General features: G+C 62.3%; 23 protein-coding genes. 10 read left to right on the forward strand and 13 right to left on the reverse strand.

The window, feature by feature from the left end:
- Positions 1 to 2: 2 nt before the first annotated feature.
- A complete protein-coding gene (locus LH464_RS11385; protein WP_226786497.1) occupies positions 3 to 1,349 on the reverse strand; it encodes a TldD/PmbA family protein in 1,347 nt (448 codons plus the stop codon).
- Between the two features lie 101 nt (positions 1,350 to 1,450).
- Between LH464_RS11385 and LH464_RS11390 the strand changes: the two genes are divergently transcribed.
- Positions 1,451 to 3,244 (forward strand): monovalent cation:proton antiporter-2 (CPA2) family protein, encoded by a 1,794-nt coding sequence (locus LH464_RS11390; RefSeq protein WP_226786498.1) that lies wholly within the window; start codon positions 1,451 to 1,453, stop codon positions 3,242 to 3,244.
- Here the strand turns inward: LH464_RS11390 and LH464_RS11395 are convergent, their stop codons facing one another.
- The 3 genes from LH464_RS11395 to LH464_RS11405 are packed head-to-tail and all read right to left on the reverse strand — an operon-like array spanning position 3,245 to position 6,936.
- A complete protein-coding gene (locus LH464_RS11395) occupies positions 3,245 to 4,117 on the reverse strand; it encodes a patatin-like phospholipase family protein (protein WP_226786499.1) in 873 nt (290 codons plus the stop codon). It abuts the gene before it with no gap.
- A gap of 2 nt (positions 4,118 to 4,119) precedes the next feature.
- Positions 4,120 to 4,680, reverse strand: coding sequence for a 16S rRNA (guanine(966)-N(2))-methyltransferase RsmD (rsmD, locus tag LH464_RS11400; RefSeq protein ID WP_226786500.1), 561 nt, complete (start codon positions 4,678 to 4,680; stop codon positions 4,120 to 4,122).
- Between the two features lie 6 nt (positions 4,681 to 4,686).
- Entirely contained in the window at positions 4,687 to 6,936 is a 2,250-nt protein-coding gene (locus LH464_RS11405; RefSeq protein ID WP_226786501.1) for a pseudouridine synthase, read from the reverse strand.
- 147 nt (positions 6,937 to 7,083) lie between these two features.
- Here LH464_RS11405 and LH464_RS11410 point away from each other — a divergent pair, with 147 nt between their 5' ends.
- Positions 7,084 to 7,539: a nucleoside deaminase gene (locus tag LH464_RS11410; protein WP_226786502.1), complete on the forward strand. Its 456-nt coding sequence runs from the start codon at positions 7,084 to 7,086 to the stop codon at positions 7,537 to 7,539.
- A 5-nt stretch (positions 7,540 to 7,544) separates the two neighbouring features.
- Here the strand turns inward: LH464_RS11410 and LH464_RS11415 are convergent, their stop codons facing one another.
- The 5 genes from LH464_RS11415 to LH464_RS11435 form a co-directional block, all read right to left on the reverse strand.
- Positions 7,545 to 8,171 carry a hypothetical protein gene (locus LH464_RS11415; protein ID WP_226786503.1) on the reverse strand — a complete coding sequence of 209 codons (627 nt, stop codon included), beginning with the start codon at positions 8,169 to 8,171 and terminating at the stop codon, positions 7,545 to 7,547.
- Between the two features lie 140 nt (positions 8,172 to 8,311).
- On the reverse strand, positions 8,312 to 11,221 hold the full coding sequence (ileS, locus tag LH464_RS11420) for an isoleucine--tRNA ligase (protein ID WP_226786504.1): 2,910 nt from the start codon (positions 11,219 to 11,221) through the stop codon (positions 8,312 to 8,314).
- Between the two features lie 250 nt (positions 11,222 to 11,471).
- Positions 11,472 to 11,711, reverse strand: a complete 240-nt coding sequence (locus tag LH464_RS11425; RefSeq protein WP_226786505.1) for a BrnA antitoxin family protein — start codon at positions 11,709 to 11,711, stop codon at positions 11,472 to 11,474.
- A gap of 4 nt (positions 11,712 to 11,715) precedes the next feature.
- Positions 11,716 to 12,720 carry a bifunctional riboflavin kinase/FAD synthetase gene (locus LH464_RS11430; RefSeq protein WP_226786506.1) on the reverse strand — a complete coding sequence of 335 codons (1,005 nt, stop codon included), beginning with the start codon at positions 12,718 to 12,720 and terminating at the stop codon, positions 11,716 to 11,718.
- An 11-nt stretch (positions 12,721 to 12,731) separates the two neighbouring features.
- Positions 12,732 to 13,580: a TIGR01459 family HAD-type hydrolase gene (locus tag LH464_RS11435; RefSeq protein ID WP_226786507.1), complete on the reverse strand. Its 849-nt coding sequence runs from the start codon at positions 13,578 to 13,580 to the stop codon at positions 12,732 to 12,734.
- A gap of 260 nt (positions 13,581 to 13,840) precedes the next feature.
- Between LH464_RS11435 and groES the strand changes: the two genes are divergently transcribed.
- From groES to LH464_RS11455, 4 genes are all read left to right on the forward strand, one after another.
- Entirely contained in the window at positions 13,841 to 14,137 is a 297-nt protein-coding gene (groES, locus tag LH464_RS11440; RefSeq protein ID WP_226786508.1) for a co-chaperone GroES, read from the forward strand.
- 59 nt (positions 14,138 to 14,196) lie between these two features.
- On the forward strand, positions 14,197 to 15,843 hold the full coding sequence (gene groL / locus LH464_RS11445; RefSeq protein WP_226786509.1) for a chaperonin GroEL: 1,647 nt from the start codon (positions 14,197 to 14,199) through the stop codon (positions 15,841 to 15,843).
- Positions 15,844 to 16,031: 188 nt separating this feature from the next.
- Entirely contained in the window at positions 16,032 to 17,168 is a 1,137-nt protein-coding gene (locus tag LH464_RS11450) for a mandelate racemase/muconate lactonizing enzyme family protein (RefSeq protein WP_226786510.1), read from the forward strand.
- A gap of 133 nt (positions 17,169 to 17,301) precedes the next feature.
- Positions 17,302 to 17,769, forward strand: coding sequence for a DoxX family protein (locus tag LH464_RS11455; protein WP_315859632.1), 468 nt, complete (start codon positions 17,302 to 17,304; stop codon positions 17,767 to 17,769).
- Between the two features lie 72 nt (positions 17,770 to 17,841).
- On the opposite strand, the gene LH464_RS11460 is transcribed toward LH464_RS11455, so the two are convergent.
- From LH464_RS11460 to hisS, 4 genes are all read right to left on the reverse strand, one after another.
- Entirely contained in the window at positions 17,842 to 18,444 is a 603-nt protein-coding gene (locus LH464_RS11460; RefSeq protein ID WP_226786512.1) for a class I SAM-dependent DNA methyltransferase, read from the reverse strand.
- Entirely contained in the window at positions 18,437 to 19,147 is a 711-nt protein-coding gene (gene hisG, locus LH464_RS11465) for an ATP phosphoribosyltransferase (protein ID WP_226786513.1), read from the reverse strand. The genes LH464_RS11460 and hisG overlap by 8 nt, the downstream gene beginning before the upstream one ends.
- Positions 19,144 to 20,265 carry an ATP phosphoribosyltransferase regulatory subunit gene (locus LH464_RS11470; RefSeq protein WP_226786514.1) on the reverse strand — a complete coding sequence of 374 codons (1,122 nt, stop codon included), beginning with the start codon at positions 20,263 to 20,265 and terminating at the stop codon, positions 19,144 to 19,146. Before LH464_RS11470 ends, hisG begins: the two co-directional genes overlap by 4 nt.
- A gap of 174 nt (positions 20,266 to 20,439) precedes the next feature.
- A complete protein-coding gene (hisS, locus tag LH464_RS11475) occupies positions 20,440 to 21,960 on the reverse strand; it encodes a histidine--tRNA ligase (protein ID WP_226786515.1) in 1,521 nt (506 codons plus the stop codon).
- Between the two features lie 261 nt (positions 21,961 to 22,221).
- On the opposite strand from hisS, the gene LH464_RS11480 reads away from it, so the two are divergent.
- From LH464_RS11480 to LH464_RS11495, 4 genes are all read left to right on the forward strand, one after another.
- Positions 22,222 to 22,986 carry a hypothetical protein gene (locus tag LH464_RS11480; protein ID WP_226786516.1) on the forward strand — a complete coding sequence of 255 codons (765 nt, stop codon included), beginning with the start codon at positions 22,222 to 22,224 and terminating at the stop codon, positions 22,984 to 22,986.
- A gap of 84 nt (positions 22,987 to 23,070) precedes the next feature.
- Positions 23,071 to 23,448: a hypothetical protein gene (locus LH464_RS11485; protein WP_226786517.1), complete on the forward strand. Its 378-nt coding sequence runs from the start codon at positions 23,071 to 23,073 to the stop codon at positions 23,446 to 23,448.
- 55 nt (positions 23,449 to 23,503) lie between these two features.
- Positions 23,504 to 23,878 carry a CopM family metallochaperone gene (gene copM, locus LH464_RS11490; protein ID WP_226786518.1) on the forward strand — a complete coding sequence of 125 codons (375 nt, stop codon included), beginning with the start codon at positions 23,504 to 23,506 and terminating at the stop codon, positions 23,876 to 23,878.
- Between the two features lie 85 nt (positions 23,879 to 23,963).
- The coding region (locus tag LH464_RS11495; RefSeq protein WP_226786519.1) for an HAD family hydrolase at positions 23,964 to 24,641 on the forward strand (678 nt) is incomplete at its 3' end.

The raw sequence follows: 24,641 nt of genomic DNA on the forward strand, positions 1-24,641 counted from the left end.
CGTCAGAGCCCGGCGAGGGTCATGCCCTCGATGGCTATCGTGGGAGACGCAATGCCGAACTTCCGGTCGATATCGTTTGCCGGCGTCAGGCGCATGAACATGTCCTTGAGGTTCGACGCGATCGTCACCCCGGAGACGGCGAAGGAAAGCTCGCCGTTCTCGATCCAGAACCCGGTGGCGCCACGGCTGTATTCGCCGGTGATCATGTTGACGCCCTGGCCGATCAGTTCGGTGACGTAGAAGCCGTTACCGATGCCGCGGATCATCTCCTCCGGAGAAATTTCGCCCGGCTCCAGCGCAAGGTTGGTCGAGGCCGGCGACACATTGGTGCCGCCGCGCACACCGCGGCCGTTGGTCGGAAGCCCCAGTTCTCGGCCTGTCCCCGTCGAAAGGAACCAGTGCTTAAGGACGCCGTCCTCGATCATCTCCAGGCGCTCGCCGGATACTCCCTCTCCGTCGAAGGGACGCGAGGAAGAACCGCGGACCACCAGCGGATCATCGGTAATAGTCAGGCCGGATTTCAGAACCTGCTCCCCCATCCTGTCGCGCAGGAAGCTGGTCTTGCGGGCGACCGCCGCGCCATTGATGGCTCCCGCGATGTGACCGACGAAGCCGCGCGCAATCCGCGGATCGAATACGACGGTGACGTTGCTGACGGTATCCACTTGGCGGGGATTGATCCGTTTTACGACCCGTTCGCCGGCGCGCCGGCCGATAGTGCGGGCATCGTCCAGATCGGCGAAATAGAGGCGGCTGTCGAAGTCGTAGTCGCGCTCCATCTTCGTCCCCTCGCCGGCGATGACGCTTACCGAGCGGCCGAACCGGGAGGCCATGTAGCTGCCTGAAAATCCGTGCGAGGTAACAAGGACGAGGCCGCCCATGCCGCCCGAGGCGCCGGCACCCGAAGAACTTGTCACCCCGTCGACATCGAGAGCAGCCTGTTCCGTTTCCAGCGCGGCTTCGCGCAGGCTGTCGGTCGGCACATCCGTCGAGTCGAAGAGTTCGAGATCAGGATAGGTTCGCGCGAGATCCTTTTCGTCTGCAAGGCAGACGTAGGGATCCTCCGGCGAGACCCTGGCCATGGCGACGGCCCGCTCGGCGAGGGTCTTCATGTCGAAGCCCGGATTGGCCGAGACGCTCGCCACCCGGTTGCCGACGAAGACGCGCAGGGAGAAGTCGTCGCTCTCCGATGCTTCCGTGCCTTCCACCTTGCCGAGCCGCACGGTGACCGAGCGGGAGCGGGAGCGGACGACGACGGCATCGGCCTTGTCGGCACCCGCAGCTTTTGCCAGGTCTATCAGTTCGCTGGCGCGGGAGAGGAGAGTGTCAGAGTCAATCGCGGAGGTCATTGTGTACCTTTCGTTGCCGCTCCATTTATTGTGCGGCATTGAAGGCATCAAGGCTTGCACGCTGATTCTTCCATACATAGATCCCGCAAGGTAGATTTCGCATGACCGAAACCGGTTCACTTTTCTCGCAAATGCTGGTGCTTCTCGCGGGTGCCGTGATCGCAGCACCGATCTTCCGCAAGCTGGGGCTTGGGACGATACTCGGCTATCTGGCTGCAGGTGTCGTCATCGGACCGATCCTGCACGGGATCAGCGAGACGGAAGAAGTGCTGGATGTGGCGGAATTCGGCATCGTTTTCCTGCTCTTCCTTATCGGCCTCGAGCTGAAGCCTTCCCGGCTCTGGCAGATGCGCGGTGACGTGTTCGGCCTGGGACCGGCACAGGTCATCCTTTCCGGCGTGGCCCTGACCGGCCTTGCGCTACTTGCCGACGTTACCGACTGGCGCGGCAGCATCATCATCGGCTTCGGCCTTGCTATGTCCTCGACCGCCTTCGCCATGCAGATCCTGAACGACGAGGGCGACCTCAACAGCCGATACGGGCAGCGCTCCTTCGCCATCCTGCTCTTCCAGGATCTGGCAATCGTGCCGCTCCTCGCCTTGATCAGCGTTCTTGCGACGGGTGTGGATGAGACCGGGCCATCCGCCATGAGCGGAATGGTCATCGCGATTGCCGCGATCGCGACAATGATACTGGCCGGGCGCTATCTCCTGACCCCTCTCTTCCAGATCATTGCCCGCACCGGAGCGCGCGAGGTGATGATAGCGACCGCGCTCCTCATCGTCCTAGGATCGGCCGCAGCGATGCATGCCGTCGGCCTGTCGATGGCCATGGGCGCTTTCCTGGCCGGCGTCATGCTGGCGGAATCCTCCTATCGCCACGAACTGGAGGCCGACATCGAGCCGTTTCGCGGCCTGTTGCTGGCGCTGTTCTTCATCGCCGTCGGCCTGTCGCTGGAGGTTCGGGTGCTGTGGGAGCAGCTTGGCTTCATCCTCATCGCGGTGCCGGTCTTCATGATCATCAAGGGTGCGATCATCTACGGCCTCTGCCGCCTTTTGAAGTCGCACCACAATGACGCCCTGCGGATCGCCTTCCTCCTCCCGCAGGGCGGCGAATTCGGTTTCGTGCTGTTCACGACCGCTACGGCGGCCGGCCTGCTTTCGTCCGCCACCGCGTCGCTCCTCATCGCCATCGTCACCCTGTCCATGGCGCTGACGCCCCTCGGTGCGGTTATCTCCAAGAAGCTCCTGAAAGTGGAGCGAGAGGATCTCGACGAGGACTTCGAGGGCGCGGGCGCCGACGTGCTGATGATCGGGTTTTCACGCTTTGGCCAGATCGCCGCCCAGATCCTGCTTGCGGGCGGACGCCACGTGACGGTGATAGACGATTCCGCCGATCGCATCCGGCAGGCCGCCTCCTTCGGCTTCCGCATCTATTTCGGCGACGGCACCCGCAAGAATGTTCTACTGGCGTCGGGCATCGAGAGGGCGAAGATCGTCGCCGTGCTGACGCAGAACCGGCAGGTGACGGACAAGATCGTCGATCTCATCCGCTCCGAATTCCCCAACGTCCGGCTGTTCGTCCGCTCCTACGATCGCATCCACACGATTTCGCTGCGCGGGCGAGGCGTGGACTACGAATTGCGCGAGACGCTGGAATCCGGCCTGCTGTTCGGGCGCAAGTCGCTGGAGGCACTGGGAATGAGCACGGCAGAGGCGGAAGCCATCGAGGACGATATTCGCAAGCGCGACGAGGACCGCCTGCTGATCCAGGCCGCCGAAGGCCTGGCCGCCGGTCGGCACATGCTCCATAACCGTCCGGTGAAGCCCGAGCCGCTGATCAAGCCGAAACACGTCTCGATGCCGGACGATCAGGAGCCCCGGGAAGCATCCTAGTTATCTTGCGAGAAGGATCGCCTCGACGGCACGTTTCAGGTCCTCTTTCACGCTGTCCGCCTGGTCCAGGATCTCCTTTGCCTTCAGGAAGTCGAGGACGCGGAACCTGTTGACCGGCGGGCGCAGGAAGATGTGCGGCGGTTGCAGCTTGAGCTTCAACGCCATGGCGGACTGCATCATCAATTGGCTGGCGCCGAACATGCTGTCGATGCGTGTCGGAGGCGTCGAGCCGTCACCCTCCGGCGCGCCGATGACATCCACTCCGATGACGACATCGGCCAGACCCATCAGGTGTTCATACGGCACCGGATTGAAGATGCCGCCGTCGATCATGATGCGGCCGTTGACCAGGATCGGCATGAAGATACCGGGAAGAGCCGCCGATGCGGCGATTGCCGTTCGCAGGTCCCCTTCCTCTATCACCACCTCCGCCTGGCCGTAGTAGTCCGTTGCCATGATCTTGAGCGGGATTTCGAGATCCGAGAAGTCGGACGGAATTTGCTCCGGCAACAGCGCCTTCAGGATCAGTTCCAGATTGAAATGGCCGAACCGGAAGCCGCCAAGCTTGTCACGCATGGATGCGGGTCCGAGGCTCCACAGCTTGTTCGCCAGATTGGCGCGATGGCCGATGGTCTCCAGCGTGAAGGCACGGATATCGCTGCCGGTCATTCCGGCCGCCATGCCGGCGCCCATGATGGCGCCGATGGAAGAGCCCGAGATGGCAACCGGCCGGATACCCAGCTCGTCGAGGGCTTCGATCACGCAGATATGGGAAATGCCCCGCGCGCCGCCGCCGCCGAAGGCAATCGCAAACGTAACGTCACCTTCATGCTTTGGCTCACCTACATCAGGCAGGGCGAGCTTGGTGTTCATCGCTATTGCGGCTGGTAGCGGAAGAAGTGCATGCGCGTATCGCCGAACAGGCGTTGATCGAGCAGAACGAAAGCAGCGTCGACAATCGGGTCGACGTCGGCTTGCTCCTCGAGGATTGCCAACGCACCCGGGGCAAGCCATCCGCCCGCGTGGGCCGCCTGCATGGCGGTCTCGCCGAGCTTCTTACCATAAGGCGGATCGGCAAAAAGCAGGTGGAAGGGCTCGATATTCCCCGAGCTACCGAGCTTGGTGGCGTCCCGGCGAAGGATGCGTGCACGCCCGTGCAGTCCAAAATTGTCGATATTCTCCCAGAGGAGGCCGCGACCCTCGACGCTGTTTTCGACGAACAGCGCATGCCGGCAACCGCGCGAAAGGGCCTCGAGGCCGATTGCGCCGGTACCGGCAAAAAGATCGATCACGCGCGTCTGCTGGACAGCTTCCGGGTAGACGTGACCGATGATGTTGAACAAGCTCTCACGCGTCCGGTCGATGGTCGGCCGGATGTCGTTCGATTTGGGCGCGGCCAGGGTGCGGCCGCGGAATTCACCCCCAACGATCCGCATCGTCTCTTATCCTCGGGGTGTGCGTGGCTTGCCACCGGACGGGCGACCGCCTGAGGCAGGACGCCCACCGGGCTTTCCACCGCCAGCTGGCTTTCCACGTCCACCGGAAGGCTTGCCGCCGAACGACTTGCCACCACCTGGCTTGCCACCAAAGGATTTTCCACCACCCGGCTTGCCGCCAAATGGCTTTCCACCGCGGGGCTTGTCGCCGAATGGTTTGTCGCCTGCCGGACGATCGCCACGAGGACGATCACCTTCGGTACGTGGCCTGCGATCGCCCTGCGGCCTGTCGGAGAACGGACGGTCGCTACGAGCCGGACGGTCACCGAACGATCTCTCGCCACGAGGACGGTCAGACCGCGCCTCCGCGGAAAACGGCTTGCTCCGCGGCCGATCACCTTCGGCGCGTGGCTTGCGATCGCCTTGCGGCCTGTCGGAGAACGGACGGTCGCTACGAGCCGGACGGTCACCGAACGATCTCTCGCCACGGGGACGATCAGACCGTCCCTCTGCGGAAAACGGCTTGCCCCGTGGCCGATCACCTTCGGCGCGTGGCTTGCGATCGCCTTGCGGCCTGTCGGAGAACGGACGGTCGCTACGAGCCGGACGGTCACCGAATGGTCTCTCGCCACGAGGACGGTCAGACCGTCCCTCTGCGGAAAACGGCTTGCCCCGCGGCCTATCACCTTCGGTGCGTGGCTTGCGATCGCCGCGCGGCTTGTCGGAGAAAGATCGTTCGCCGCGTGGCCTGTCGCCGGAGGAACGCTCGCCACCACTCCGGGCGGGGCGGTCACCGCCACGATCCGGCCGGTCGCCGAAGGAGCGCTTGCGGCCGAAATCGCCACCCTTTTCATCGCGTCCCTCGGGCGGTGAATCGGCGCGGATCCAGTCGCTGTCATCGTCCGCCCGCTTCACAATCACCGGTCGGTCGTTCTGCGGCTTCGGCTTGTCGAACAGGCGTTCGGCATCCGCGCGGGCGGAAGATTTCCTGGCCTTGTTTTCCGTCGTCGGGCGAGCGCCCGGCGCCATCCACACGTTGGCGGTGCGGCTCGTGCCCATCGGAGGACGCTTCTTCGGCTTGTCGTCGTCGAAGCTTTGCTCATCGCGCCCGCGTGCGCCAAAGGACTTGCCGCCAAAGGGCTTGCCTGCAGGCTTGCGATCGCCGGACCGGGTGTCCGGGCGCGCAAAATCACCACCGCGACGGTCGTCACGCTTCTTTTCGCCGGACCAAGCAGACCGCTCCCGCGTATCGCTTTTCGCAGGGCGCTCCGTCTCCGCCGGTTCGTCACCAGCCGTCTCGTTGTAGATCGGCGCGTCGAAATTCGCCTTGGCGTCCTCGATCAGGCGAGGACCCAACTGGTCGCGCAATGTGCGGCCGCGCACCTCGATAACCTGTCCTTCCGGAAGGTCGCCAAGCTGGAACGGGCCATAGGAGATACGTATCAGGCGGTTGACCTCGAGGCCGAGCACGCCGAGCACGTTCTTGATCTCGCGGTTCTTGCCTTCGCGCAGACCCATGGTGATCCAGACATTGTGTCCCTGCTGGCGGTCGAGCGTAGCCTCGATCGAGCCATAGAGCACGCCGTCGACGGCAATGCCGTCCTTCAGCTTGTCCAGGTCTTCCTGTTTGACATCGCCGTACGCACGCACGCGGTAGCGGCGCAGCCATCCGGTCGTCGGCAACTCCAGCACGCGGGACAGCCCGCCATCATTCGTCAGCAGCAGCAGTCCCTCGGTGTTGATGTCGAGGCGGCCGATGGACAGAACGCGCGGAAGACCTTCCGGGAGGTTGTCGAAAACGGTGGCTCGACCTTCCGGATCGGAGTTGGTCGTCACCAGACCGGCCGGCTTGTGATAGAGCCAGAGACGGGTGCGCTCGATGCCGCGGATCGGCATGCCGTCCACCTCGATCTGGTCGGCCAGGGTGGCATTCACCACCGGTGTCTCCAGAACCTGCCCGTTCAGCCGCACGCGGCCTTCCATGATCATCCGCTCGACATCGCGGCGGGAGGCGACGCCGACACGCGCCAGGATCTTCGAGATGCGCTCCGGCTTTGCCGATGCGTCGGCCGCGACCGTGGCAGGGCGTTCCCTGGGAGCCTTCGGCGATTGTTCCGCACCGAATTTATCGGGGCCGGGTTTCCTCGGCTTCAGCCCAGCCTTGGCCGAAAAGGCGGGCTTGGCAGAGGCTCTGGGCTTGGTCTCGCGGTCGAAGGGCTTGGCTACGCCGCGCTTCGGCTTGTCTTTAGGTGTCATTTGTTGTTTGCCTGAAGCGTAATGTCGAACGGAAACATCCGGACATTCGTGTTGACTGAGGTGCGTATGGCTCTCCGCGATGCGGAGGAAGGCTTTGTTCGCTTCCTACCAGTTCGCGTGAGCCGGGTTAAGAGGAAATCGCCGAGAATGGCCAAGAACGATGGTTTCATGGCGCAAGCTTTGCAAGAAGCGCGCATTGCGGCCGAACGGGGAGAGATCCCGGTTGGCGCCGTGCTGGTGGTGGACGGCGAGATTGTCGCCCGCTCGGGCAATCGCACCCGCGCCGACAACGACGTTACCGCCCATGCGGAAATTGCCGTCATTCGGGATGCATCTAAGCGTCTGGGACAGGAGCGTCTGGCAGGCGCGGATCTCTATGTAACGCTGGAACCCTGCACAATGTGCGCCGGCGCCATTTCCTTCGCCCGTATCCGCAGGCTCTATTACGGCGCCGAAGACCCGAAGGGCGGCGCCGTGGACAACGGCGTCAGGTTCTATCGGCAGCCGACGTGCCATCACGTGCCGGATGTCTATTCAGGCCTCTTCGAAACAGAAGCGGCTGCCATGCTCGTGCAGTTCTTCAAATCTCGCAGGGAAAGCTGAGAGGCTTACTGGAAGGGCTTCCACCAGCTCGACGTCTGCTTGGCCGCCTGTGCTTCCTTCTTGCGGCGGCGCTCCTTCTGGAGCTCCGGTTCGCCCAGATCGGCAAGTTCAGCGGAATCGACAGCGCGATATTGCACCGGAGGATCGGTCAACGAACGGCGGCGCCCCTGTGTCACGTCGGTGCCTTCTGCGTTCTGCTTGGCCTGACGGAAGGCTTCCCACTTTTCGGATTCCGTCATCTGGCCCGCCTTCCCCTTGCCCGCGAGCAGAGGCGAACGATACCGCGGATTGTTCTCGTTTTCGGTGGCTTCCTGGCGAAGACGCTGACGTGTCTCCTCGGGCGATTCCACCCAGCCCGGATTGTTCTCGCGGCTGGCGAGCGATGTCTGCGGTGGCGGGAGCGATCTGTCCTGGGCCGCGACAACGAGGCCGGGGCGAGGGTTGTACTTGACGTCGCGCTTTTCCTGGGTGCCACCCAGCGAAACCGCGGATGCCAGGTCGTTGCCCAACTGCTCCATGGCAGGGGTGCCCGTCCCGTAGGTCGGACTTCCCATGCAACCCGAAAGGGACAGCACTCCGGCCATCATACCGGCTACGCTGTAAGCAGCGCGAAACCCATGCGACGTCTTCATTAAACCCTTCCAGCGGCGCCCGTCCTTCGACGCCTTCAGATCTTCATCTCGATTTCGGCCTGAAGTAGAATTCCGGCCAATTTCGGGCAGATGTACCGGATGACGCGTCAAAGCGCAATCATCCGGTCAAAGCCCAACCCTCAACCCAGGCGACCGAGTAAAGCCAGTTCCCTCAAGGTCGCGGCATCCCGTGCGGATACGTCCGGATACTGCGGATCGGACCCCACGTCCGTCGTCACCCGCCATGAACGGGCGCACTTGGTGCCCTCGGCAAGCGTCGGATCGACGGCGACACCCGGCACTTCGGGAAGACGGAAAGCATCCGTTCCGCCTTCACCCGCGACAACGCGAATGTCCGACGTGATGCAGATCTCCTCGAAGTCCTGCCCCTCCAGCGCCTTGATCAGGTCGCTATCGGAGACGTAGACCACGGGGGCAGCTTCGAGCGAAGAGCCGATGCGCTTATCCTTGCGCTCGATTTCGAGAGCGCCCGTCACGACGGAGCGGACCTTGCGGATCTTCGCCCACTTTTCAGCGAGGGCATCGTTTTTCCAGTCCGCCGGGATCGCCGGGAACTGTTCCAGATGCACCGAAACGGCATCGGGCTTCAGCGACAGCCAGGCCTCTTCGGTGGTGAACGGCAGCATCGGAGCAAGCCAGGTGACCGTGCACTCGAAGATCTTCCGGATGACGGCGAGGCTTGCGCGCCGGCGCAGCGAAGACGGAGCATCGCAATAAAGCGCATCCTTGCGGATATCGAAGTAGAAGGCCGACAGCTCGATATTGGCGAAATCGATCAGCGCGCGAGCGATCTTCTTGAATTCGAACGCGTCATAGCCTTCGCGCACGAGGGTATCGATCTCGGCAAGTCGATGCAGCATCAGCTTTTCGAGTTCGGGCAGATCGGCATAGGCGATCTCCTCGCCCTCGTCATGGGCGAGCGTGCCGAGCATCCAGCGGATTGTATTGCGCAGCTTGCGATAGGCATCGACGTTCGTCTGGATGATCGTCTTGCCGAGACGCTGGTCTTCCCAGTAGTCCGTCGTCATGACCCAGAGGCGCAGGATATCGGCGCCGGCGTCCTTCATGACGTCCTGCGGGGACACGACGTTGCCGAGCGACTTCGACATCTTCTGGCCCTTCTCATCCATGGTGAAACCATGGGTGACGACCGTGTCATAGGGCGCGCGGCCGCGGGTGGCAGCCGATTCCAGCAGCGACGAATGGAACCAGCCGCGATGCTGGTCGGACCCCTCCAGATACACGTCGGCCGGCCATTTCAGGTCCGGGCGGTCTTCCAGCGTGAAGGTGTGGGTCGAACCGGAATCGAACCACACATCCAGAATGTCGCGGACTTGCGTCCAGCCCTCGTTGGCGCGTGCACCCAGGAAGCGTTCGCGGGCACCGTCGGCAAACCAGGCATCGGCGCCTTCCTGTTCGAAAGCCTCCATGATGCGGGCATTGACCGCTTCGTCCTGGAGGATCTCGCCCTTCTCGTCGACGAAGACGCAGATCGGAACGCCCCAGGCGCGCTGGCGGGACAGAACCCAGTCCGGGCGCTGCTCGATCATGGCGCGCAGGCGGTTCTGGCCGGCAGCGGGCACAAAGCGGGTGTCGTCGATCGCTTTCAGCGCACGGGAGCGCAGAGTCGTTCCGTCGGCAAGGTCCTTGTCCATGTAGACGAACCATTGCGGCGTGTTGCGGAAGATCACCGGCTTCTTGGACCGCCAGGAGTGCGGATAGGAGTGCTTGAGGCGGCCGCGTGCAAACAGGTTGTTGACGGCGATAAGCGCTTCGATGACAACCTTGTTGGCATCGCCTTTCTTGCCGTTGTCATCCATGACGCGCGCGGCGCCACCCTCGCGGTCGGGACCGAAGCCGGGCGCATCCGCGGTATAGAAACCGGCATCGTCGACGGGGAACGGGATCTTGGTGTCGACGCCCTTGGCTTCCAGTTCGCGGACGTGATCTGTCCAGACATCAAAGTCTTCGCGACCGTGGCTGGGCGCCGTATGCACGAAGCCGGTACCGGCATCGTCGGTGACATGATCACCAGCAAGCAGCGGAACCTTGAAGTCGTAGCCGAGCGAAGCCAACGGGTGGGCGCAGGTGATGGCGGCAAGGTCATCAGCCGACACATCGCGCAGGCGCGTATATTCGAGCTTCGCCTTCTTGAAGCTCTCCTCGGCCAGCGCATCGGCAAAGATCAGCTTTTCACCCGGACGCGGGCCGAAATCGTTTTCAGCAGCCGTAACTTCGTAGAGCCCGTAGGCGACCCTCGGCGAATAGGCGATGGCGCGGTTGCCGGGAATGGTCCAGGGCGTGGTCGTCCAGATGACGACATGGGTGTCCTTCAGCTCCGGCGAGCCTTCAGCCACCGGGAACTTCACCCAGATCGTGTCGCTCTCGACGTCGGCGTATTCGACCTCGGCTTCCGCAAGCGCCGTGCGCTCTACCACCGACCACATGACCGGCTTCGAGCCGCGATAGAGCTGTCCGCTCCGGGCGATCTTCAGAAGTTCGCCGGCGATGCGGGCTTCGGAGTGGAAGTTCATGGTCGTGTAGGGATTGTCAAAGTCGCCTTCGATACCGAGGCGCTTGAACTCCACAGACTGGATGCTGATCCAGTTGGCGGCGAAGTCACGGCATTCCTGACGGAACTCGTTGACCGGAACCTCGTCCTTGTTCTTGCCCTTCTCGCGGTATTTTTCCTCGATCTTCCACTCGATCGGCAGGCCGTGGCAGTCCCAGCCGGGAACGTAGTTGCTGTCGTATCCACGCATCTGGAACGAGCGGGTGATGACGTCCTTGAGGATCTTGTTCAGCGCGTGGCCGATATGGATGTTGCCGTTCGCATAGGGAGGGCCGTCATGCAGCACGAACTTTTCGCGGCCGGCAGCGGAGGCGCGCAGCTTTTTGTAGAGGTTCATCTCCTGCCAGCGCTTGACGAGTTCCGGCTCCTTCTGCGGCAAGCCGGCGCGCATCGGGAAATCGGTTTCAGGCAGATAGAGGGTCTTCGAGTAATCGAGCTTTTCGGCTGTATCGGTCATGTTCGGCAATCGTCTCTGGCGCCGCCATGGGCGCATCGGATTAGGAGAGTTCGGTGGCGGAAAGCACCACTCAAGGCGCAGAGAACCCGGACCTTCCCGACGCCTGCACTCAAGCGACGCGGAAGGCCGGGCCGATAATTCGTATGAAAAGGGCCAGCCGGATATCTGTCATGGACGCGGTTATTACGGGTTTTTCCGGGCGAAAGGAAGAGACTTCGATCGCGCGCGCCGGCTTTGCGTCAGATTGGCCCTAGTCTTTCGAATTTGCCAGCATGGCGGCGCGCAGTACATCGTTGATGCGGTCCTGCCAGCCAGGCCCATCCTCCTGAAAATGATGCAGGACGGCACTGTCGAGCTTCAGGGATACGAGTTCCTTCGTTTCAGGCAGGGCGCGTTTTTCTACAGCGGGTGCCGCCGGCTTCTTGACAGGCTTGAACAGGGCTTCGGCGGCATCCATGGGGTTTACGGGCCTGCGCGGGGTCGTTGCCAAAAGATTATCCTCCCTTGCTTGCATCCGGTGCGAATGCAATTTCCATATCCAGTTCGCCAAGCGGCTTGACGCCGGACAGAAGCGCCCTCGCCTCTTCGTCATCACGCTTGATCTGCGCCACGAGCGGATCGAGCCCGTCGAACTTCAGCTCGTCGCGCAGGTGACCGAAGAAGGAGACGGAACAGGTCTGCCCGTAGAGGTCGCCTGCGAAATCGAAGACATAGGTCTCCAGCAGCGGGACGCCGTTTTCCGTCACGGTCGGACGGCGACCATAGCTTGCAACGCCATTGTACAGCTTTCCGTCCTCGGTGCGGAAGCGCACGGCATAAATACCGGGCTTGAGTTCCACTTCCGGAGGAAGCTGCATGTTGGCGGTCGGGAACCCGAGCGTGCGACCGAGCTTCTCGCCGCCAATGACTTCGGCTTCGACCGTATAGCGATAGCCGAGCAGGCCTGCCGACGTAGCGACGTCTCCCTCCGCAAGAAGGTCGCGAATGCGGCTGGACGAGACAACCTCGGCGTTCTCGTCACGAAAGGCATCAACCAGCGTGACCGCGAAGCCATGGCGCTCGCCCGCAGCCATCAGGAAAGCAGGACCACCTTCGCGGCCCCTGCCGAAGTGGAAATCAAAGCCCGTGACCACGGCGCTCGCCCCCAGCCATTGCACCAGAATGGACTGGACGAACTCTTCGGCCGTGCGCTGGGAAAATTCCTTGTCAAAAGGATATTCGATCACCGAACGGAAGCCCATGGCTTCGAGAAGCCGCGCCTTCAGCGGCGCCGGCGTCAACCGGTAGACCGGCCTGTCCGGCTGAAAGACGGTGCGCGGATGCGGCTCGAAGGTCAGCACCAATGCCGGCACGCCCCTGGCTTTTGCAAGCGACAGCGCTTTCTTCAGAACGCTTCTATGGCCGCGATGCACCCCATCGAAATTGCCGATCGCCACAACGCCGCCCTTCAGCGCGTCGGGCAGCGGTTCCTTCTTCTCGTTGCGATGAAATACGGTCATCGGTCGTGATCCTAGGCCAGACGCGGCATCCACCACCTGGGCGATGCACCCTCTCTTTTCAGCCACGCGTTCATGACCGCTTCGTCGATCTCGCCATTGATCGTGTACTCGTTCACATGAATGCCCGCGCTGATATAGAGGAGATCGAGCCCCTGGGAGATCGCTCCGCGCACGTCGGTCGGCATGCCATCACCGATGGCGACCACACGATCCTTGGAAAATTCACCGCGAGCCTCGCGCGCCGAAGACAAGGCTTCCTCATAGATCGGCGTGTGGGGCTTGCCGGCGATCCGAGACTTGCCGCCCAGGTCTTCGTAATAGGCAGCGATGGCGCCGGCGCAGGGAATGATGCGGTGGCCGCGCTCGACCACCAGGTCCGGGTTGGCGCAGATGAAGGGAACATCGCGCTTCTGGAAGGCCACCAGCATGTCGTGATAGTCCTCCGGAACCTCCTTCTCGTCATCGAAGAAGCCGGTGCAGACAATGGCGTCCGCCTCGTCCTGCCCAACCACCTCGTTGTCCAGACCTTCGAACAGCGGCATGTCGCGCTCCGGGCCGAGAAGAAAGACTTTCTTCGGCCCTTCGGCAATCAGGTGCCGCGTCACGTCCCCGGAGGTGACAATCCGGTCATAGGCCTCATCCGGAACACCGAGCACCCGAAGCTGCGAAATCACGCCGGGAGAGGGTCGCGGGGAATTGGTGATCAGCACGACGGTCACCCCCGCCGCACGCGCATCCACCAACGCCTTGCACGCCGCCGGAAAGGCATCGATGCCGTTATGCACCACACCCCACACATCCGAGAGGATCACGTCATAATGTGCGGTGATTTCGCTGAAATTGCTGATGCGCTTGGCCATGCCTGCTTCCGAACTGGGATCTGGAACAAGGGCTGACATCGCAAAGCTTGCCCGCATTGGCAAGAAAATTCAGTCCTGACGGGGATAACGGCACATCGCGTTGCCCGTAAACGATGTTGCGTTTTTAAGCGGGCCCCGTCCTTGACTCTCAACCGGGCCACCCCTATCTCGACGGTCGTTGGCACTCTCCCAGGACGAGTGCTAGCAAAGAGATACGGGTCCGCAGATCCGTCCATGTCATTTGATCGAGGGATTAGACAATGGCAAGCACCAATTTCCGCCCCCTGCACGACCGCGTCGTTGTTCGCCGCGTCGAATCCGAAGCCAAGACCAAGGGTGGCATCATCATCCCGGACACTGCCAAGGAAAAGCCGCAGGAAGGCGAAATCGTCGCCGTAGGCACCGGCACCCGTGACGACAAGGGCAATATTGTTGCTCTCGACGTCAAGGCTGGCGACCGCGTTCTGTTCGGCAAGTGGTCCGGCACCGAAGTGAAGCTCGACGGCGAAGACCTTCTGATCATGAAGGAAGCCGACATCATGGGCATCATCGGCTGATCTCCAGCCTTTTGCTCTTTTCGAAAAATCGCTGACACCCCTTTTCAGGAGTTATCAAAATGGCAGCTAAAGAAATCAAGTTCGGCCGTACTGCGCGCGAAAAGATGCTGCGCGGCGTCGACATTCTCGCTGACGCAGTCAAGGTAACGCTCGGCCCGAAGGGCCGTAACGTCATCATCGACAAGTCCTTCGGCGCTCCGCGCATCACCAAGGACGGCGTATCGGTAGCCAAGGAAATCGAACTGGAAGACAAGTTCGAAAACATGGGCGCCCAGATGGTCCGCGAAGTTGCTTCGAAGACCAACGACATCGCCGGTGACGGCACGACGACGGCAACCGTTCTCGCCCAGGCCATCGTTCGCGAAGGCGGCAAGGCTGTTGCAGCCGGCATGAACCCGATGGACCTGAAGCGCGGCATCGATCTCGCCGTTGCAGAAGTCGTCAAGGATCTCCAGGCCAAGGCCAAGAAGATCAACACTTCGGAAGAAGTCGCACAGGTCGGCACGATCTCGGCAAACGGCGAAAAGCAGATCGGTCTCGATATTGCTGAAGCCATGCAGAAGGTCGGCAACGAGGGTGTCATCACCGTCGAAGAAGCCAAGACCGCTGAAACCGAACTCGAAGTCGTCGAAGGCATGCAGTTCGACCGCGGCTACCTGTCGCCTTACTTCGTGACCAACCCGGAAAAGATGGTCGCCGATCTCGACGACGCATACATCCTCCTGCACGAGAAGAAGCTTTCCAACCTGCAGGCAATGCTGCCGGTTCTGGAAGCCGTCGTACAGTCCGGCAAGCCACTCCTCATCATCGCTGAAGACGTCGAAGGCGAAGCTCTTGCTACGCTCGTCGTCAACAAGCTGCGTGGCGGCCTGAAGATCGCTGCCGTCAAGGCTCCGGGCTTCGGCGATCGCCGCAAGGCCATGCTGGAAGACATCGCCATCCTGACGGGCGGCACTGTCATCTCCGAAGACCTCGGCATCAAGCTCGAAAATGTCACGCTCGACATGCTCGGCCGCACCAAGAAGGTCTCGATCACCAAGGAAAACACCACGATCGTCGACGGTGCCGGCCAGAAGTCGGACATCGAAGGCCGCGTTGGCCAGATCAAGGCTCAGATCGAAGAAACCTCTTCGGACTACGACCGCGAGAAGCTGCAGGAACGTCTTGCCAAGCTCGCTGGCGGCGTTGCCGTGATCCGCGTCGGCGGCTCGACGGAAGTCGAAGTCAAGGAAAAGAAGGACCGCATCGACGACGCACTCAACGCGACGCGCGCTGCTGTTCAGGAAGGCATCGTACCGGGCGGCGGCGTTGCCCTGCTTCGTTCGTCCACGAAGATCACCGTCAAGGGTGAGAACCAGGACCAGGAAGCCGGCATCAACATCGTTCGCAAGGCTCTTCAGTCGCTGGTTCGCCAGATCGCTGAAAACGCTGGTGACGAAGCCTCGATCGTTGTCGGCAAGATCCTCGAGAAGAACGAAGACAACTACGGCTACAACGCTCAGACCGGCGAATACGGCGATCTGATCGCTCTCGGCATCGTCGACCCGGTCAAGGTCGTTCGTACGGCTCTGCAGAACGCAGCTTCGGTTGCTTCGCTGCTGATCACGACGGAAGCCATGATCGCCGAAGCTCCTAAGAAGGACGGCGGCGCTGCTGGCGGCATGCCAGGCGGCATGGGCGGCATGGGCGGCATGGACATGATGTAAGACCCATTGGGTCTCGCATCTGAGCCATCCGGTTCAGTTACGGAAAGGGCGGTCTTCGGACCGCCCTTTTTCGTTTTCGGCTTTCTGCCGGCCTAAAACGGACGAAGCGTACCGAAGCCGCCGCCTCCGCCATTGCACCCCGAGATACGCCGTGGAAGGACGGAACGACACATGGGAGGAGAGACCTTATGAAAATCGAAAGCATCACCTCGAGCGTTCACAGGCTGCCGCCGGCATCGCCGTGGGAGGATGCAACGAACAAGGTTCAGGCGCTGGAGTTCGTCGTCGTCGAGGTAACAACCGACACCGGCATCAGTGGTACCGGATTCAGCTACAGCGTCGATATCGGCGGAACCGCCATCCGCACGCTGATCGAGGACTACCTGTCGAACCTTGCGATAGGCATGGATCCCCTCGCCTATGAACAGGTCTGGTCCCGCCTTTCCAATCAGTCCCGCCGGCTAGGACTGGGCGTGAATTCCATGGCGATAGCGGCGATTGACGTCGCCATCTGGGACATTATCGGCAAGCATCGCGGTGAGCCCCTGCACAGACTTCTGGGCGGGGCGCGCGACAGCATTCCCGCCTATATCAGCGAGATCAACCTCGCCTCATCGGATCGGGCCGAAGACCTTCAGGCGCGCGCCCGCGACTATCTCCAGCGCGGCTACCGCGCCGTGAAGATCAAGATCGGCAGGCCTGACCTCGAAGAGGATATCGAACGCCTGACCAAGATCCGCGAAGTGCTCCCGGCCGACGTTCGCCTGATGGTCGACCTCAACCAGAAATGGAGCGCCGCCCAGGCGATCCAGGCCGCCGGGAGGCTGGAGAAATTCAATCTCGAATGGATCGAGGAGCCGCTCCTTTATCATGACGTGCAGGGTCATGCAGATCTCAAGCGATCGACCAGGACGCCGATCGCGCTCGGCGAAAGCCTCTATAGCAAATACCAGTTCCTCAACTACCTGCGGGCAGGCGCCGTCGATATCGTGCAGGCAGATGTCGCCTTTGTCGGCGGCATAACCGAATGGCTCAAGGTGGCGCATCTGGCGAGCAGCTTCGGCAAGCCAATCGCTCCGCACTACATGATGGAACTTTCGCTGCCCCTTCTCTGCGCCGTTCCCAACGGCTTCATGCTCGAAGACGTCGTCGGCGGCAGCCTTACCGAACTCGGGCTGCTCGAGAACCCTATCGAAACGCGCAACGGCATCGGCACGCCTCTGGATGTGCCCGGCCACGGCATCGTCTTCAACAAGACCGCCCTCGAGGCTTGCCGTGCGACCTCGCAGGACGTGAAGCAAACGTTTTCCGGAGGCAGCAAGTAATGTGAATGGGATTGGAGGCAGCATTGTTCATTTTTAGACGACGATCTGTCTCCAATCGTTCATCTTTCGGATATCTCAGAAACAAGGCACATTGGTCTCCAGAAATCAGTGCCACCGCAACTCAGCGAAACTCATTCCGGAGACTCCTATGTCCAACACCGCTACCACGAACCTTCTGCTTCTCGCAGGCCGTGTCCTTCTCTCGGCCATGTTCATCCTTGCCGGCTACCCGAAGCTTCTCGATCCCGCCGGCACGGCCGGCATGATCGCCGGCGCCGGCCTTCCGGCCGCTACCTTCCTGGCATACGTCGCCGGACTGTTTGAACTTGCCCTCGGCCTCTTCGTGCTCGTCGGCTTCCAGACCCGCCTTGCGGCCATCCTGCTTGCCGCATTTTCCGCCTTTACCGCTCTCGTCTTTCACTCCGGCGCGATCAACGTCCCGGACTTCCCGGAAGCCGCCAACGGCCTGCTGACGATGTTCAACGGCCTGATGATGATGAAGAACCTGACGATTGCCGGTGGCTTCCTGGTGCTCGCCGCGGCCGGTGCCGGTGCCTACTCGGTTGACGCCCGCCGCGGTTCTGTCGCAATCACCGCCTAACTTTCGAGACTTCCCTGCCCAAGACCAGCCCGCCGGCTCCCTCGTGGACCGGCGGGTTTTCCGTTTTGGAGATCAGTCGAACCGTTGCGCCAGCCATACGGTGGCACCGCCGCAGGAGGGATCCTGGGATGCCTGCGCGACCACATCGAACCCGTTCTGCGCCAGCAGCGCACGGTATTCCTCCGCATCGAGGCTGGCATGGTAGAGCGGCTCTCCGCCGAACTCGCCCATCGCAACGCCGGCAAAATGGCCGGCGGTAAACATCAGCACCGCACCGGGCGCCGAAAGGTAGGCGAAGACCGGGAACATGGCGCGCTGGTCGTCGGGGTTCAGGTGGAAGAAGCTGTGCCAGGCGACGATACCGTTGAACGTCCTGCCCGGCGGAAGTTTCCGCATGTCTCGGACGATCCATTGATGATCGGGAAAGCGCGTCTGGCAGAGGTCGATCAGGGTCTGCGAGCTATCGACCCCCGTCAGCCGGAACCCGCGACCGATGAGATCCTTGGCAAGAGGCTCTCCTGAACCGCAACCGAGATCGAGCACCGTGCCCGTTGCGGGGACCCGCGCGGCGAAGCGGTCGAGCCAGGGCTTCTCGAAAAGGTTCTTTCCGCGCAGGTTGTCGAAGGCCAGCGCGTGCCGCTCGTAGATTTCTCGGATGTTATCGTCTTCAGCCATCGGAAACCGCCAGTGCCGTCCGAACGGCCTCGACAATCCTTGCCACGCGCGGATCGCCCTCATGCTCGGGCTTGCGAGCGCGGACAAGGCAGGCCTCGCTGCTGAGAATGATACCGTCGGTCAGAACCTTCAGATGGTTGGCCCGGAGTGTGGAGCCGGTGGACGTGATATCGACGATGATATCCGCCTGTCCGGCCGCCGGCGCACCTTCGGTCGCGCCGAGGCTTTCCACGATGCGGTAAAGCTGGATACCGTGCTGGCTGGAGAAGAACTGCTGCGTGAGACGCCAGTATTTCGTGGCGATAGCCAGCCGGCGGCCATGACGGGCGCGGAAATCGGCGGCCACATCACCTAGATCCGCCATGGTTTCGACGTCGAGCCAGATTTCGGGCACGGCGACGACGACATCCGCCTGCCCGAAGGCGAGGCGAGCGCAGAACTCCACCTTCTCATCGACACCCGGCATCCCCTCGCGCACGAGGTCTTCACCGGTGACGCCGAAATCGACGCTGCCGCTTGCCAGCTCACGGGCAATTTCCGATGCGGACAGATAGGCCACCTCGACGCCCTCGATCCCCTCGATGCGCCCACGGTAGGATCGGTCGTTGCCGATGGCGGAGATCGATAGGCCGGCACGTCCAAAGATTGCGGCCGTATCTTCCTTGATGCGCCCCTTGGAGGGCAGAGCGATCGTAATCGTCATGGTGAGACCCTCGCCGTCTCAATTCGGTCGAGCCAGAGCGAGAATCCGACAGCAGGAATGTGATCGGTCGCACCGAGCAGCGTCATCAGGCGGTCAAAGCGACCGCCGCCAGCCAGAACCGCGGACCGCCCCTGTTCCGTTACCTCGAAGACAAGGCCCGTATAGTAATCCAGCGGACGGCCGAAGGCGGCGCGATAGGTCATCGCCGCGAGGTCCAATCCCGCATTGGCGAGTGCGCCCAGCCGAGCATCGAACTGTGCGATCGCCGGGCGCAAATCGAGCCCGGCCGCGTCGGCAAAGCCGGCAAGTGCCGCGGACGCATCCCCGAGCGGCAATTGCAGCGTCAGGAACTCCCGCAGCAGGATAAGCGCGCCGCCATCGAGCTTCGTCTCGGCGAGCTGGAGCTTTTCCTGAAGCCGCCGCGCGATTTCGGTGGGCGAGCGGCTGGCATTGGTCGAATAGCCGGTCTCCTGCATCGTCCGGTCGATCCAGGCTACCAGCTCCGCCTCGTTGCCGGAGGCAACAAGTGCCGCGATCTGCGGATCGAGGCCCGCGACCGGCTGCGGACGCGCAAGCCGCTCGAGCAGCGCCTCCAGGTGGCCCATGTCGCCAAAGGCGTGGATCAGGCGCTTCTGCCAGCCGACCGGCAAGCCAAGCGCCTTGACCACCGCTTCGAAGACGGCCTGATCACCTAGCGTAAGCTTGAGCGGACGACCCGGCAGCAGGCGGGAGAGGACACCCATCGCATCGCCGATCGCACGCGCATCAGCGCTGGCGATATCCTTTTCGCCCAGGTCCTCGATACCGGCCTGATAGAATTCCTGCGCGCCCTCGCGGCGCTGCCGGAAGACTTCGCCGAGATAGGAGTAACGCTTCGGGGTGCCTGTCGCGGTTTCGATATGGCGCAGGCAAACCGGAATGGTGAACTCGGGGCGCAGGCAGAGGCTTGAACCCGTCTCGCTCTCGGTCAGGAATATCCGCCGGCGGAGATCTTCGCCGGCCATGTCGAGAAAGGGTTCGGCCGGCTGGATGACCGGCGTGTTCACCCGCAACGTCCGGCGTGCGGCGAATTCGGCGAGGAGATCGTCGGAGAAGTCCGGCATGTCGGTCAGGGGCATGGGACGAACACCCCTCCCCGTCGCTCCGCTCCGACCCTCCCCACAAGGGGGAGGGTTAAGCCAGCCGCAACGCACGGTGCCAAATCTTCAAACTTGGCGACGGCTGTAGAGAGCAGCCACTGGCGCCAACCTGCTCCCTCCCCCTTGTGGGGAGAGTTGGGGAGGGGTCTAGGATCAAGCATCCTTCGCCCGCCTGCGATCTTCCGCCTGAGCGGCGAGGATTTCCTTTACCTTGGCGACCAGATCCGCTTCCGGCACGACATCCTGTGCCACGCGGGCCTCCCGCCAGGACGCATTGTCCTCGATCTCGCCGGAAAGGCGTTTGCCCTCGATCAGGTCCTTCAACTGCACGACGCCTGTCGCACGCTCGTCGCCGCCCTGGATGATGGCGATCGGGCAGCCGCGGCGGTCGGCGTATTTCAGCTGGTTCCCAAACTTCTTCCAGTTGCCCTGGTACATTTCGGCGCGGATGCCTTCAGCGCGCAATGCCTGGGTGAAGCGCTGGTAACGCCCCATGCTCTCAACATCGCCGTCCATGACGGTGACGAGAACGGGCGCGACCACTTCGTCCTGCCCGAGCTTGCCGAGGTTCTTCAGCGCCGTCATCAGGCGCGAGACACCGATCGAGAAACCCGTGGCCGGAACCGGCTGGCCCATGAAACGCGACACGAGGCCATCGTAACGACCACCGCCGCCGACCGAGCCGAACACAACCTTTTCGCCCTTCTCGTTGGTAACGTCGAAGCTGAGTTCGGCTTCAAAGACCGGGCCGGTGTAGTACTCGAGGCCGCGGACGACCGACGGGTCGATCTTGATGCGGTCCGGTCCGTAACCGGCGCTCGTTGCCAGCGCACCGATCGTATTCAGCTCGTCAACACCTTCACCGCCCTTTGCCGTGCCGGCAACCAGTTCGCCGAGCTGGGCAGCGCTTTGCGCATAATCTTTGATGCCGACGAAGAAGAGAACCTTGTCGATCTGCGCTTCATTCAGCCCTGCGCCCTTGGTGAAGTCACCGGACTCATCCTTGCGGCCTTCGCCGAGCAAGAGCTTCACGCCTTCGGGGCCGAACTTGTCGAGCTTGTCGATGGCGCGCAGCACGTTCAGCCGCTGGCCGGCCTTCTCGTCGCCGCCAAGGCCGATCGCTTCCATGACGCCATCAAGTACCTTGCGGTTGTTGACGCGGATGATGTAGTCGCCGCGCTTGATGCCGAGCGCTTCCATCGTGTCGGCCATCATCATGCACATCTCGGCGTCCGCCTGAACGCCCGGCGCACCGACCGTATCGGCATCGAACTGCATGAACTGGCGGAAACGGCCCGGACCCGGCTTCTCGTTGCGGAAGACGTAGCCGGCGCGATAGGTGCGGAACGGCAGCTGGATCTCGTTGAAGTTCTCGGCCACATGGCGGGCGAGCGGCGCCGTCAGGTCGTAGCGCAGCGACATCCACTGGTCGTCGTCATCCGTCAGCGAGAAAACGCCTTCGTTCGGGCGGTCGCTGTCGGGCAGGAATTTGCCGAGCGCATCGGTGTATTCGAACAGCGGTGTCTCGATAGGATCGAAACCGTAACGCTCATAGACCTCGCGGATCTTCGCGATCATCTCGTTGGTGGCATGGATATCGGAGGCCGAACGATCGACGAAGCCACGTGGCAGGCGGGCTCTCAGTTTCTGTGTTTTTTGTTTCTTGTCGCTCATGATCGGGATTCCATTGCCGGCGGGCCTTTGGGAAAGGCCGTATTTATGTGCGGTTTCCTTGCAGCGCCACGCGCCGGATAAGGCGCGCAAAGGACGCTGCACACTTTGAATCTAAGCCATAGTACTTTCCGAAAACCTTATCGGTTTCCGGGTCGATGCTTTAGAGGATGGCGGCCGGAGCGGCAAGGGCAGCGGCCGGCGAAGAGTGGCATACAAACGAGTGATTGACAGCGGCGTCTTCGGAAAGTCTATCGCTCGTCCATGATCCTAGAAGCCATCCAATACGCGGCGAGCTATCCGGTCACGCCGACGCCCTTCCGCCCCCATATCCGTTCGTCCGTCAGCCTGTGGTCGCGGGCGCGTCGCTGCGCCAGGGACTGGGCCGAGCATGAGGAAAACTGCAGGCGCTTCGTGCAGCAGACGATTGCGGAGATGAAGCAGCGGCGGACCGTCGTGGTGCTGGGCTCTGGCCTGTTGCGTGACGTGCCGGTCGAACTCCTGTCCCGCGCCTTCGATACGGTGGTCCTGGTCGATCTCGTGCATCTGGCAAGCGTCCGGTTGTGGCTGAAGGCGAAAGGCCTGCGCAACGTGCGGCTGATTTCCCGTGATCTCTCCGGTTTCGAAGACGCTGTCGCGGGCAAGACACCAGAACCCCTCTCCTTCCTGCGGCAGGTGCCGTATCTCGACCTCGTGATCTCCACGAACCTGCTGACGCAGATCGGGGTAGGCATCGAGCGGCGGCTCGAAAAGGAGGGCAACCAATCCGCGGCGGAGGTGCTGCCGCAGGTGATCAGCGCCCATCTGGGCGGGCTGGCCGGCCTGCCATGCCGCACCGTTCTCGTCACCGACACGTCCTATACGGTTGTCGACAGAGGCGGGAACCGGGAAGAAGAAGGCGACCTTTTGCATGGGGTGCCGGCGCCCATGCCGCAACAGGACTGGCTCTGGCCGGTCGTGCCTTTTGGCGAGGAGAGCCGGGACTACCGGATCGACCACAGGGTCGTCGCCATCCGTGATCTGCGATGAACCGATCGCGCCAACGCTCCAGGTCTTGTTTTTGAGCAGGCCGTCGTCGCAAAAACGCTGCACACTCTTGTGCAACATGCTTTAATGCCGGACATGTCACGCCTTGCCGCAATGCTGATGTTCCTGTCCTGGCTTCTCTACGGAGCCATGCCAGCCATGGCGTCCGTACCGGTCACGACATCGATGCAGCACACGGCCCATGCGGCCTCACTGGAGGTTCAGCCTTCGGCGCATCAGGACCACGCACATGCGAAAGCTGTGCAGGCGGCAGATGAAAGCCCGCCCTGCCCGCATGGCGGCAAGAGCTGCATCACGCCCCTTTGCGCCGCCTGCCTGACCATAGTGCCGTACGCAGCGGAAGGCTGCGGAGGGGCCCTGCATCTTTCCGGTCCTGTTCCTGACCTTACCCGGGCGCTCGTCGCATCGGAGCCTGGACCGTTGGAGCGTCCTCCCCGCCGTTGATCGGAAACCATCCGGACGAACACCAACGATCAACGGACAGTGGAAAGGAAAACCCATGTCTGCAAGGAACGCACTTATCGTATCGGCCATCGCGCTTCTGCTCGCAGGTCCTGCCGCAACGCAGGATGCACATAACGGACACGAAGGCACGCACGCCAGTACGCCACAGGAAGGCAGCGCATCGACGCAGGCCTTCGAGGCCGCGAACACCAAAATGCACGCGGATATGGCCATCGACTACACCGGCGACACTGACGCCGACTTCGTTCGCAGCATGATCCCGCATCACCAGGGCGCGATCGACATGGCCCGCGTCGAGCTGGAGCACGGCAAGGATCCGGAGTTGCGCAAGCTTGCCGAAGAGGTCATCAAGGCGCAGGAAAAGGAAATCGCCGATATGCGCCAGTGGCTTGAAGTGAACGCCAAGTAGGGAGCCCCGGTCGGGCAGGCCCCGCTTGCCCGACCGACTTGCCCCTCTGGTTTCCCGGGCCATATTCCGCTCTGGAGGTAAAAAGATGCGCCCGATCACCGCCATCGGCTTCGACGCCGACGACACACTCTGGCAGAACGAGCAGTTCTACCGCCTGACGGAGGATCACTTCGCCGCGCTTCTCGGCGAATATGCCGAAGGCACCCATATTTCGGAGCGCCTGCTGGATGCGGAGAAACGCAACCTCGAACACTATGGGTTCGGCATCAAGGGCTTCACGCTGTCGATGATCGAGACGGCGATCGAGATCACCAACGGCAAAGTCCCGGCGAAGACGATCGCCGAGATCCTCGATATCGGACGGGACCTTCTGCGCCATCCTGTCGAAACGCTCCCGCATGTGGAAGAAACGCTGCGCGCCCTGAACGGCGAATATCTGCTGGTGCTGATCACCAAGGGTGACCTCTTCGACCAGGAGCGCAAACTGGCCCAGTCCGGTCTCGGCGACCTGTTCGATACGGTCGAGATCGTCAGCGCCAAGAGCGCAACGACCTACCGCCGGATCTTTTCGAAAGTGGCAGACGGGCCGGAGCGCGCGATGATGGTCGGCAATTCGCTGAAGTCCGATATCGTGCCGGCCATTGCCGCCGGCAGCTACGGCGTCTTCATTCCGCATGCGCTGACATGGGTGGTCGAGCATGTCGAAGCGCCAACCGATGCGCCGCGGTTCCGGCAGATCGACCACGTCGGCCAGCTGGCCGAC

This window comes from Pseudorhizobium xiangyangii (assembly GCF_020531965.1).
Lineage (GTDB): Bacteria > Pseudomonadota > Alphaproteobacteria > Rhizobiales > Rhizobiaceae > Neorhizobium > Neorhizobium xiangyangii.

Bases quoted from the DNA above. Each gene is read 5' to 3' on its own strand.
- LH464_RS11385 (WP_226786497.1), bottom strand. From the start codon at position 1,349: ATGACCTCCGCGATTGACTCTGACACTCTCCTCTCCCGCGCCAGCGAA.
- LH464_RS11390 (WP_226786498.1), top strand. From the start codon at position 1,451: ATGACCGAAACCGGTTCACTTTTCTCGCAAATGCTGGTGCTTCTCGCG.
- LH464_RS11395 (WP_226786499.1), bottom strand. From the start codon at position 4,117: ATGAACACCAAGCTCGCCCTGCCTGATGTAGGTGAGCCAAAGCATGAA.
- rsmD (WP_226786500.1), bottom strand. From the start codon at position 4,680: ATGCGGATCGTTGGGGGTGAATTCCGCGGCCGCACCCTGGCCGCGCCC.
- LH464_RS11405 (WP_226786501.1), bottom strand. From the start codon at position 6,936: ATGACACCTAAAGACAAGCCGAAGCGCGGCGTAGCCAAGCCCTTCGAC.
- LH464_RS11410 (WP_226786502.1), top strand. From the start codon at position 7,084: ATGGCCAAGAACGATGGTTTCATGGCGCAAGCTTTGCAAGAAGCGCGC.
- LH464_RS11415 (WP_226786503.1), bottom strand. From the start codon at position 8,171: ATGAAGACGTCGCATGGGTTTCGCGCTGCTTACAGCGTAGCCGGTATG.
- ileS (WP_226786504.1), bottom strand. From the start codon at position 11,221: ATGACCGATACAGCCGAAAAGCTCGATTACTCGAAGACCCTCTATCTG.
- LH464_RS11430 (WP_226786506.1), bottom strand. From the start codon at position 12,720: ATGACCGTATTTCATCGCAACGAGAAGAAGGAACCGCTGCCCGACGCG.
- LH464_RS11435 (WP_226786507.1), bottom strand. From the start codon at position 13,580: ATGGCCAAGCGCATCAGCAATTTCAGCGAAATCACCGCACATTATGAC.
- groES (WP_226786508.1), top strand. From the start codon at position 13,841: ATGGCAAGCACCAATTTCCGCCCCCTGCACGACCGCGTCGTTGTTCGC.
- groL (WP_226786509.1), top strand. From the start codon at position 14,197: ATGGCAGCTAAAGAAATCAAGTTCGGCCGTACTGCGCGCGAAAAGATG.
- LH464_RS11450 (WP_226786510.1), top strand. From the start codon at position 16,032: ATGAAAATCGAAAGCATCACCTCGAGCGTTCACAGGCTGCCGCCGGCA.
- LH464_RS11460 (WP_226786512.1), bottom strand. From the start codon at position 18,444: ATGGCTGAAGACGATAACATCCGAGAAATCTACGAGCGGCACGCGCTG.
- hisG (WP_226786513.1), bottom strand. From the start codon at position 19,147: ATGACGATTACGATCGCTCTGCCCTCCAAGGGGCGCATCAAGGAAGAT.
- LH464_RS11470 (WP_226786514.1), bottom strand. From the start codon at position 20,265: ATGCCCCTGACCGACATGCCGGACTTCTCCGACGATCTCCTCGCCGAA.
- hisS (WP_226786515.1), bottom strand. From the start codon at position 21,960: ATGAGCGACAAGAAACAAAAAACACAGAAACTGAGAGCCCGCCTGCCA.
- LH464_RS11480 (WP_226786516.1), top strand. From the start codon at position 22,222: ATGATCCTAGAAGCCATCCAATACGCGGCGAGCTATCCGGTCACGCCG.
- LH464_RS11485 (WP_226786517.1), top strand. From the start codon at position 23,071: ATGCCGGACATGTCACGCCTTGCCGCAATGCTGATGTTCCTGTCCTGG.
- copM (WP_226786518.1), top strand. From the start codon at position 23,504: ATGTCTGCAAGGAACGCACTTATCGTATCGGCCATCGCGCTTCTGCTC.